Below are 9,414 nucleotides of genomic sequence, written 5' to 3' on the forward strand. Positions count from 1 at the left end.
TCCCGGCCTCCCCCGCGCCGAGCGCGCCCCCCGCCCCCCCCGGGCCCGGGGCGAAGTCGTGCGAAGTGGCTGGAGCGGGTGCGGACCCGTGGTGTGTCGGTGAGGTGGACATCGATGCGAGCGAGGTTGATCGCGGCGCCGGTGAGCTGGTGCTGGAGGCCGGCCTTCGCCAAGCCCGGGTAGCGGGATCTACGCAGGCCGCAGCGACCGACTCCCTGGTAGATGGTGCCCTCGACACCTGCCCGGATCCGGTAGCGCTCTTTCCACTCATCGGTCTGTTGTTCGGCGCGGGCCTTGCGGACAGCCTCGTGCTCGGCCCGGGGCCGCAGACTCAGCTCACGGCGCCCGGCCTTCGATGAGTTCACACAGTCAGCCCGAATTGCTCGGCGCCGTTGGTGGCTCGCGCAGTACATCCTTTCGGCTGCCCTCGCCGGCCTGAGCCTCATCCCCGCAGTGCCCATGCACTTTCGGATCCTCGTCTACGGGATCGCAGGCGGGCTGGCAGTGATGCCGGAGCCACTCCTGCGGTGCCTCGCGCGCCTCGCAACGACCGACGAACACAACGCTCCCCGCACCTTCGAGATCACCCAAGACGCATTTGTCACGATTCAGGGTGGTGTCACACGTTCGATCTCCTGGGCTGAGATGTGCTCGGTGCGACGACGGGGCGAGTGGTGGCAGTTCGACCTCACTGAGAAGCAGTTCATCCTCTTCCCGAGGCGAGCCTTGAATATCAACCAGCGATCTGAGTTCGAGGCATTCCTCGCCGCGAAGGGCTGGACGGTATCCGCACCCGCGTCCTGACCGATGTCGAGGCTATCCCGTCCGGGTGCACCCGGACGTCCTGGCTGCACAGCGTCGCGAACGCGCCCGCATCCGCAGCGAGAAGGCATCCGCTGGGGCGGCCGTCTCCCGACACGTGCCGAGTGAGTAGTCACTTCTGCGGGGGACAGGACAAAACTCAATGGCGAGGCCGCCCACGTCATGCTGGAGTGGGCGGATGGATCATGAAGAAGTGCTCGCCCTGTTCGACCGCCAGATGAGGCACGACGCGCAGCCCGACAGTGTCGGAGCCCGCATCGAGTGTGACGGCGACGTCGTGCGGCAGGTCGGCGCGGATCACGACTGGAACGGCGTCCTCTGGTCGGGCCTCGACGATGCCACGGCGGATGCGGCGATCGCGGCGCAGGTGCGCTACTTCGGCACGCTGGGGCGCGAGTTCGAGTGGAAGGCATACGCCCACGACCGGCCCGGCGATCTCGGGAGGCGGCTGCGGTCGGCCGGGTTCACACCCGAGCCCGAGGAAGCGGTGATGGTCGCCCGGATTCAGGACCTGCCAGCCGACATCGCGCTGCCCGAGAGCGTCCGCCTGCTCCCGGTGACCGACCCCGCAGGAGTGGACCTCGTGGTAGACGTCCACGAGCAGGCCTTCGGCACCAGCGGCGCCGGTCTGCGGCAGCGGCTGCTCACCCAACTGACCCAGAACTCGGAAACGCTCAGCATGGTCGTTGCGATGGCCGGCGACCTGCCCGTCTGCTCGGCACGGATGGAACTGAACCCGGGCACGGAATTCGCGAGCCTTTGGGGCGGCGGCACTGTGACGGCCTGGCGAGGCCGGGGCATCTACCGGGCCCTGGTCGCCCATCGTGCCCGGATCGCCGCCGACCTCGGCTACCGATACCTTCAGGTCGACGCAACCGACCAGAGCCGCCCCATCCTGCAACGACTCGGGTTCGCCATCCTGACTACCACGACTCCATACGTCTACCCGCCCCAGCGCAACGACCGCGAAGCGTAGCGCGGCAACGCGGCCATCGGGCACACCCGGTGAACCTTCTCGGTCACAGCACTAGCGGGGGCCGGACGCGCGCCGCCGCTTCCATCGGGGGCCGAGGAAGGCCGCTGCGGCTGCGGCTGCGGCCGTGGCGAGGACGCCCGCCAGCAGCAGGGGCACGCCGCCGGTGCTCCGGCCGGCGGGCGTGGCGGTGGTCCGTGCCGCGGCGTCGATGGTGGATCCCTGCGGGCCCGGCGGCGCGCTGCCGGCGGGTACGGCGCTCGCGGGGCCGGATCCGGTGGACGTGGGGGAGCCGGTGGGGCCCTGGGTGGTGGGGGAGGCGGTCGCGGGGGCCGTCGGGCTGCCGGCGCCGGCGGTGCCGCCCGTTCCCGGGGCGGCCGGGCCGGTCGTCGTCGGCGCCGCCGTGAGGGCGAACGACGACACCACGTTGCTCTGGCCGGTGTTAAGCGTGCACGGCACCGTGACCCGCCCCAACGAGGTGAGGTTGCCGTTCGCGTCCTCCGGGACGAGGTGCAGGGTGAAGTCGCCGGCGGTGATCCGGGCGCTGCCCGGTTCGGTGAAGGTGAGCCGGGGCGCCGTGCCGGTCGCCGGGATGTCGAAGGAGCCGGCGGCCGGGACGGAGGTCCTGGTGATGGTGAGGTGCACCGGGACGCGGATCGTGCCCTGGGGCGCGGCCACGTCGGTCTCCGCGTCCAGGGAGCCCTCCATGATCCGCACGCCGAGGACGTAGCGCAGTCCGAGGGTGAAGGTCGCGTCCACCGTGGCCGCCGCGTTGATGGCGAACGCCGGACTGGACTCGCCGACCGCCAGCGACGTGGGGATGTCCGTGGATATCCGCGCGGTGATCGGCTGGCCGCCGATCGTCGGGAAGGTGCAGGTGTACCGCAGCGTGGGTCTGGCCGGCTGCGCGGCCGCCGTTCCGGTTCCGAGGCCGCCCGCGACGCCGATCGCGGCCCCGCCCACCGCGGCGATCACAAGGACGGTCCGCGCCTTGGGACTTCCCGGTCCGTACCCGGCACTCATGGTCCACCTTCCACTGCGCGTCTGCATCGGTGCTCCGAACGGTCCTGCCGGTCAGGCGGCCCGGGCCGGGTCCCTGCCGCCCGACGGCCCCCGCCGGCGGGGCCGGTGGCGGTCCTGGAAGGTGCGGCTCAGGTGGCTCTGGATCCGGGCGTGGCGGAACTGGTAGACGGCGCCGGCCTGGCGGAGCACACCCCGCTGGTGGGCGTCGTCCAGGAAGGCGATCAGCGCCCAGGGCAGTCGCCCGGTCAGCGGCAGCCAGATGCGGGACAGCGCCACCCACTGGCCCCACGCGGTCAGGCTGAGCCCGTACCCGAGCCCGGCCCCGAAGGCGGATTCGAGGCCGAACACGGTGCCGACCTCCAATCCGCGCAGCGGCCCGTACACGATCCCGTTGAGCAGGCCGACCTCGAGGCCGATGACGAGCGCCCATGCGGCGAGGTGGAAGGCCAGGTTCCGGCGGTCGATGTCCAGCAGGTCGGCGGGGCTGACGACCGAATCGGTCCTGACGGGGGCTTCGAGCAGGGCGATGAGACCGAACACCGACCCGGTCGCGAGCGCGATCGCGGGAATGAACAGGAGCCCGGTCACGAGTCCGTCGCCGCGCTGGCCGTCCCCGAGCCCGAGCGGTCCGACCACGCCCTCGTCGATGAGGACCAGCGCGGCCATGGCCGCCAGCCCGCAGCCGAGGCCGACCATGAACCTGGCGCGGACCTTCCCGCGCGGCTGCCGCGTCCTGCCGGAGAGCCTGATCCGCACCGGAGACGGCCGGGAGTCCTCGCGCTCCGATGCGTACCAGTACACGAGCCCGAAGAGCAGTCCGGCCGCGAGCCCGTGCAGCGCCCCGACCACGAGTCCGCGCACGACCGCGAACCCGAGGCCGTGCGAGGTCGCCACCAGGTCCACCGGGAGGTTCCCGACGGCGGTCGTGAGGCCGAAGGCCAGTCCGGCCAGGAACCCGATGACGAGCGTGCGCGAGGAGCGGCGCATGCTGGTGCCCAGCTCCCACCAGGCGAGGTCCTGCCGCTCGCGGTCGAGCCGCGCCAGGTGGTGGGCGAGGTAGCCGAGCCACCGCTGGGCGCGCTCCGGGTCCCACTGCGCGCGGTGGGGTCGGCCGTCGTCGAGCCGTTCCGGGGCGCGGCGCCGGTACACGGTGGGGACGAAGCCCGCGAGCAGGTGCTCCTCGATCGCGTGTGGGTCGGGGAACCGTGCGGTGTCCAGCAGTTCGCCCGGCCGGCGCTCGGGGGAGTCGCTGTACATCGTCCGGGCGAGGGCGATCATCAGCGGGGTGCTCAGGGCGGCGGCGAGGTTCGCGCCGGCCGCGCTCCCCGGGGCCTGCGCTTCGTCCAGGACGGCGTCCCAGGCCGCACCGGGGCCGCCCGGCCCGTCGGGCCCGGGATGGCCCGGGAAGACCCCATCGGTCCGGGGCAGGTAGTTGCGCAGGTCGTCCAGGGTCAGGTCGCACAACTCGAGGACGACGGCCGAGGCGAGCGGCGCGTGGGTCGCCCGGACGGCGTCGATGAACTCGCCTTGCCGGCTGGTGAGGACGAGCGGCAGCGGCGAGAGGTTGAGCGCCTCGAGCGCCTCGCCCCGCAGGCCTTCCGCGATCTCGTCGAATCCGTCCAGGACCGGCAGGACGAGGTCGTCGTCGAGGAGGTCCGCGGCGAGCGACTTCCCGCTGGGGACCCGCCGGGCCAGATGCGGGTAGTCGCGCAGCAGCCGGTCGATCAGCCAGTCGCGCAGGGCGACGGCGGTCGGGTCCCAGGAACCGAGGCTGAAGATCACCGGCACCCGCTCGGACCGGACCCGGGCGTCCAGCAGGTCCAGGGCGAACCGGACCGCCAGGATCGACTTGCCCGACCCCGCCCGGCCGAGCACCACCAGCCGCCCCGACCGGATCCGCCGGTAGACCTCGGCCACCCGGCGCAGATCGCCGCTCAGGTCGACCTCCGACGAGGTGTCACCCGGCGCCAGGCGCTGGGCGTTCTCCGACCGGTCGGACACCCCCGCGGACACCTGCCGCCAGCGGACCGGCAGAGCGAACGGGTGGTGCACCCGGTGCTGCGCCTCCTCGCGCCGCCAGCGCCGCCTGCTCTCCCTGGCCAACTCGTCGGCGGCGTCGGCCAGCGGGCCGTGCTCCCGCACCTGCGCGGGCGGGGGATCGAGCGGCTCCGGCTGGGTCGTCTCCTCGGCGCCGCCGAGCGCCGTCGTCAGCCGCCGGCGCTCCTCGGGGCCGGCCTCCAGCGCGTCCGCGAGCCGGGCGACGGTCCCGAGCCGGTGGTCGAAGGGCTTGTCGTTCTCGATCCTGCCGATCGTGCGCTCGCCCAACTGGGCACGCTCCGCCAGCTGGAACTGCGTCAGGCCGGCCTGCTTCCGCAGGCGGCGCACTAACGCCCCGAGCGTCTCCGCCACTTGGTCCTTCTCCCCCCACGATCCGGAACAGACGTGAGCCTACCCTGACAACTGGTCATCCATGGCCAGTGCTTTGACCTGTGCACTTCCCCGCCCGGACGCCAGCATCGGCGGTGCGGGCCATCCGTCCCGCGGCCCCGGCGCACCTGCCCGTAGCCGCCCGGACGCGCCCGCACCGTCCGTGCGAGTGGAAGTGAAGGAGGCGGATTTCCGATGGCGGAGACGAAGGGCGTCCTGCTGCCGGCCTACGTGCTGGCCGACGAGTCGGGCTCGATGGCGCCGTACCAGAACGAACTGGGCGGCGGCGTGGCATCCCTGTGCGAGGGGCTGCGTGCGGAACCGATGATCGCGGCCAAGCTCCGGCTGGCCGTGCTCGGCTTCTCCGACGACGTGCAGGTGCGGCTCGCGGTCGCCGACATGCGCACCGAGACCACCGTGCCCCGGGTGGAGATCCGCGGGGTGACCAACTACCGGGCCGTCTTCGACGATCTGCTGCAGCGGATCCCCGCGGACGTGCAGTGGCTGCGCGGCGAGGGCTACAAGGTGCACCGCCCGGTGGTCTTCTTCCTCAGCGACGGCGCACCCACCGACGGATCCGCGTGGCGCGGGCCGCACGCCGCCCTGACCGACCGGAGCCGGACCCCTGCCGCCCCGAACATCATCGCCTGCGGCATCGGCGACGCCCAGGCGCAGACGATGGTCGACGTCGCCACCCGCCCCGAGTTCGCCTTCGTGGCCAAGTCCGGTGCGGACGTCGGCCGGGCCATCTCGGAGTTCTTCCACTCCCTCACCGCGAGCCTGGTGGCGTCGGGCCACGCCCTGAACTCGTCCAGCCCGGCGTTGGTCGTGAACCGCCCGGACCAGTTCACCATGGCCATCGACGAGGTCGGCCTGTGACGCCGGCCCGCCGGGAGGACCCGGCCCGTTCGACGCCCGCGCCCGTGCCCGGTCCGTTCATGCCATCGCCACCGCCACCGCTGCCCCCGGCCCCGCCCGAGGCGTCGGCCGAGCCGGGGCCGGCGCCGTGGCAGCGGATCGCGGTGGGCGTCCCGGGCATGGAGTTCGAGGCCCGCCCGCCCAGCCAGTACGCCTTCGACTTCCCCGACAGCGAGTGCGAGGGCTGGTCCACGGACGCCCTGACGCTGCGCTTCGCCTCCGTCCGCGGCGCCAAGCACCGCTACTACCGACAGCCGCGCCAGGACGCGGCCCGCGCGGCCGTGCACGAGGCCACCGACAGCATCGTGTTCGCCGTCGCCGACGGCGTCTCCAGCGCCTCCGAGTCCCACCAGGGCGCCGTCGAGGCCTGCCGGGCCGCCGTCGAGCGGATCCTGCACCTGCTCGACCGGACACCGGGCCCGCTCGACCCCGCCGACGTCGCCGCGCACGCCGCCGAACGGCTGCGGCAGCTCGCGCAGTGGCGGCTCGGCGTCATCGAACCGGGCCCCGTCGACGTGGCCCGGCTGTACGCGACCACCCTCGTCGCCGGTGCGGTCCGGCCCACGGCCGAGGGCCTGCGCATCGAGCTCTTCCGCATCGGCGACTCCGGGGCCTGGATCCTCGACCGGGCCCACGGCGGCTACCGGCCGCTGTTCGGCTCGAAGACCGCATCGGACGCCCTGCTGGTCAGCAACGAGGTGTCCCCGCTGCCGCGGGTCCCCGACCGGCTCGAAACGGCCACCGGACTGCTGGTGGCGCCCTGGACGCTGCTGGTCGGCACGGACGGCTTCGGCGACCCGCTCGGCGAGGGCGACGGCCTGGTCGGCAGCCACTTCGCCCGGCACCTCGGCACACCGCCGCCACCGCTGTGGTTCGGTCACGTCCTCGACTTCACCCGGGAGACCTTCGACGACGACCGCACCCTGCTCGCCCTCTGGCCAAGGAACGAGGCGGAGCCGCGGTGAGCACCGACCCCGCGGCCCCCGTCGACGTCGCCGCCCTGGCCCTCGGCCGCCGACTCGGCCAGGGCGGCCAGGGCTCCGTCCACCAAGTGCTCAACAAGCACATCAACCAGGGCGCCGTCGACGGCGGCTGGGCGGTCGTCTACAAGGAGTACGGCCCCGCGGTGCTGCCCCTGGTCGACGCCGCCGCGCTCGCCGCCGCAGCGGCCCTGCCCGGCCGCCTCACCGCGGCGGAGGGGCGCTGGCTGTGCGAGAAGACCGCATGGCCGGCCGCCGTGGTCCAACGCCAGGGCCGGGCCTGCGGGTTCCTGATGCGCGCCGTGCCCGACCGCTTCCACTTCGACCTCCGGATGCTGGCCGGCGCGAACGCCGGGACGCGACGGCTGGCCAGCACGGAGTACCTCCTCAACGACGACGCCTACGTCGCCGGGATCGGACTGGCGATCAGCGACCGCCACCGGCTGCTCCTGCTCGCCGACCTGGCCGCCACCATGGACCGACTGCACCGGCACGGGGTCACCGTCGGCGACGTCTCCCCGAAGAACCTGCTCTTCAGCCTGGCACCCGAACCGGCGTGCTTCCTGATCGACTGCGACGCCATGCGCCTGCACGGCGCGACCGTCCTGCCGCAGGCCGAGACCCCCGACTGGCAGGTCCCCGCGGGCGAGGAGCGGGCCACCCGGGCCAGCGACGTCTACAAGCTCGCCCTGCTCGCCGTCCGCATCTTCGCCCGGGACCAGACCGCCACCGAGCCCACCGCCCTCGCCGCGGTCGATCCCGCGCTCGGCGACCTGGCCCGCGCCTCGCTCGACCCCGACCCGGCACGGCGGCCGGCCCCGGGCGTGTGGGCCGAACAGCTCGCCGCGGCCGCGAGCGGCGCGTCCACCAGGACCACGGCGACCGCACCGAAGGCCCGCCGGCCCAGGGCGGGTTCTCCGGCCCGACCGGGCACCGGCCGACCCCCCACCGCCGGGACACCGGGGCGCCCCACCACCACCGGCACCCCGGCGCCGCCCGCCACCGCGGGGGCCACGGCCGGCAAGGTGATCGGCGCGCTCGCCGCCGTCCTGGCCCTCGTCCTGGTGATCGTCGGCAACCAGCACTCCTCCCGGACCGGTGCCTCCCGGACGGCCGACAGCGGCTGGACGCTGCGCTCCGCCACCCCGTACGTCCCGCACCTCCCCGCCTGGACCCCCACTCCCCGTCCGGCGGGAACCACATCCGCCCCGGACACCCCGACCCCGACCCCGACACCCACGCCGACCGATCCCATCGCCACCGCGGAGGTCGGCGACTGCTTCCACGACACCGGCAGCAACGGCCACGCCGACCTGTCCGCCACCACCTGCTCCTCCGGGGCGTTCAAGGTCGTACGGATCAACGCCGGCAGCACCGACCTGAACAGCTGCGACGGCGTCGCCGACAGCGACGAGAGCGTCTCGTCCACCCGGTACGGCCGCGTCCTGTGCCTCAGCTACCAGAGCTCCGGCGGCACCGCCTACCACGCCCACCAGGGCGACTGCGTGTTCGGCGCCCCCGGCGCCGACTCCTGGTCGATGCAGGCCTGCCAGACCGGCAACTTCAAGGTCCTGGCGACCTACCGCGGCACCGCCGACCACGGCAAGTGCGACAACTGGCCGCACTACAACTACTGGCGCACCATGGCCGCCACCGGGCACTCCGGCCTCGACGTCCTGCTGTGCCTGTCGATGAACTACCCGGACGACGCCGGCTACGCCACCGTCAACGAATGCCTGCTCAAGTCGGGCAACACCTTCACCAACGTCGGCAGTTGCGCCAGGTCCAACGTCTACGTCACCGGACGCACCGGCACCCCCGACGACCCCGCCTTCTGCGGCACCAGCGGATCCACCTGGTGGCGGTCCGGCGACTACCCCGCCTTCGGCTACACCGTCTGCTGGCGCTGGCGCTGAGCCCCCGGACGCCCGCAGCGGGTCAACCCACCATCACGTCACGAGAGTCGAGGAACTGACATGGCATACCGCTACCGGTGCGGCGAATGCGGCTTCAAGACCTCCTGGGGCACCGAGTCCCAGGGCGAGCAGCAGCAGATCGCGCACTACGCCGACCGCCACCCCGGCCTCGCCCCCGGCGGCCTGGTCGAGACCAACGCCAAGAACCCGGACAGCGGCAACGGCTGCCTCCTCTTCATCGCCTTCGCGATCCTCTTCCTCCTCCTCGCCGCTTCCTGCCACCACTGACCGCATGTCTGGCACCAGCAGGCGGATCCGGCGCCCCGAACGGCGCCCCGCGCGCGCCCGCACACGG

Annotated in this window: 8 protein-coding genes and 2 pseudogenes; 7 read left to right on the plus strand and 3 right to left on the minus strand. The window is 73.2% G+C overall.

Features of this window, described 5'->3' with window-relative positions:
* Positions 1–377: pseudogene (locus ACFV0G_RS04620) on the minus strand (transposase); the annotation flags it as partial.
* Positions 378–459: 82 nt separating this feature from the next.
* On the opposite strand from ACFV0G_RS04620, the gene ACFV0G_RS04625 reads away from it, so the two are divergent.
* The 3 genes and pseudogenes from ACFV0G_RS04625 (at position 460) to ACFV0G_RS04635 (ending at position 1,798) form a co-directional block, all read left to right on the plus strand.
* On the plus strand, positions 460–804 hold the full coding sequence (locus ACFV0G_RS04625) for a YcxB family protein (RefSeq protein ID WP_380541525.1): 345 nt from the start codon (positions 460–462) through the stop codon (positions 802–804).
* 28 nt (positions 805–832) lie between these two features.
* Positions 833–930 (plus strand): annotated as a pseudogene (locus ACFV0G_RS04630) (IS630 family transposase); the annotation flags it as partial.
* 70 nt (positions 931–1,000) lie between these two features.
* Entirely contained in the window at positions 1,001–1,798 is a 798-nt protein-coding gene (locus tag ACFV0G_RS04635; RefSeq protein WP_380541529.1) for a GNAT family N-acetyltransferase, read from the plus strand.
* 51 nt (positions 1,799–1,849) lie between these two features.
* Here ACFV0G_RS04635 and ACFV0G_RS04640 read toward each other — a convergent pair whose 3' ends face one another.
* Together ACFV0G_RS04640 and ACFV0G_RS04645 are read right to left on the minus strand one after the other, a co-directional pair.
* Positions 1,850–2,818, minus strand: coding sequence for a DUF6801 domain-containing protein (locus ACFV0G_RS04640; RefSeq protein WP_380541532.1), 969 nt, complete (start codon positions 2,816–2,818; stop codon positions 1,850–1,852).
* A gap of 51 nt (positions 2,819–2,869) precedes the next feature.
* Positions 2,870–5,203 carry a helix-turn-helix domain-containing protein gene (locus ACFV0G_RS04645; RefSeq protein ID WP_380541536.1) on the minus strand — a complete coding sequence of 778 codons (2,334 nt, stop codon included), beginning with the start codon at positions 5,201–5,203 and terminating at the stop codon, positions 2,870–2,872.
* 237 nt (positions 5,204–5,440) lie between these two features.
* On the opposite strand from ACFV0G_RS04645, the gene ACFV0G_RS04650 reads away from it, so the two are divergent.
* From ACFV0G_RS04650 to ACFV0G_RS04665, 4 genes are read left to right on the plus strand one after another with little or no spacing between them, the layout of a single operon-like run.
* Complete coding sequence (locus ACFV0G_RS04650) at positions 5,441–6,124, plus strand: hypothetical protein (RefSeq protein WP_380541539.1); 684 nt, start codon at positions 5,441–5,443, stop codon at positions 6,122–6,124.
* A gap of 59 nt (positions 6,125–6,183) precedes the next feature.
* Entirely contained in the window at positions 6,184–7,128 is a 945-nt protein-coding gene (locus ACFV0G_RS04655; RefSeq protein WP_380541542.1) for a protein phosphatase 2C domain-containing protein, read from the plus strand.
* Positions 7,125–9,059, plus strand: coding sequence for a hypothetical protein (locus ACFV0G_RS04660; protein ID WP_380541545.1), 1,935 nt, complete (start codon positions 7,125–7,127; stop codon positions 9,057–9,059). The genes ACFV0G_RS04655 and ACFV0G_RS04660 overlap by 4 nt, the downstream gene beginning before the upstream one ends.
* A 60-nt stretch (positions 9,060–9,119) precedes the next feature.
* Entirely contained in the window at positions 9,120–9,347 is a 228-nt protein-coding gene (locus ACFV0G_RS04665) for a hypothetical protein (protein WP_380541548.1), read from the plus strand.
* Positions 9,348–9,414: the final 67 nt, after the last annotated feature.

It is taken from the genome of Kitasatospora sp. NPDC059571, assembly GCF_042735675.1.
Taxonomy (GTDB): domain Bacteria; phylum Actinomycetota; class Actinomycetes; order Streptomycetales; family Streptomycetaceae; genus Kitasatospora.

Coding starts and splice junctions, on each gene's coding strand:
- ACFV0G_RS04635 (WP_380541529.1), top strand. CDS start 1,001: ATGGATCATGAAGAAGTGCTCGCCCTGTTCGACCGCCAGATGAGGCAC.
- ACFV0G_RS04625 (WP_380541525.1), top strand. CDS start 460: ATGCACTTTCGGATCCTCGTCTACGGGATCGCAGGCGGGCTGGCAGTG.
- ACFV0G_RS04650 (WP_380541539.1), top strand. CDS start 5,441: ATGGCGGAGACGAAGGGCGTCCTGCTGCCGGCCTACGTGCTGGCCGAC.
- ACFV0G_RS04640 (WP_380541532.1), bottom strand. CDS start 2,818: ATGAGTGCCGGGTACGGACCGGGAAGTCCCAAGGCGCGGACCGTCCTT.
- ACFV0G_RS04655 (WP_380541542.1), top strand. CDS start 6,184: ATGCCATCGCCACCGCCACCGCTGCCCCCGGCCCCGCCCGAGGCGTCG.
- ACFV0G_RS04665 (WP_380541548.1), top strand. CDS start 9,120: ATGGCATACCGCTACCGGTGCGGCGAATGCGGCTTCAAGACCTCCTGG.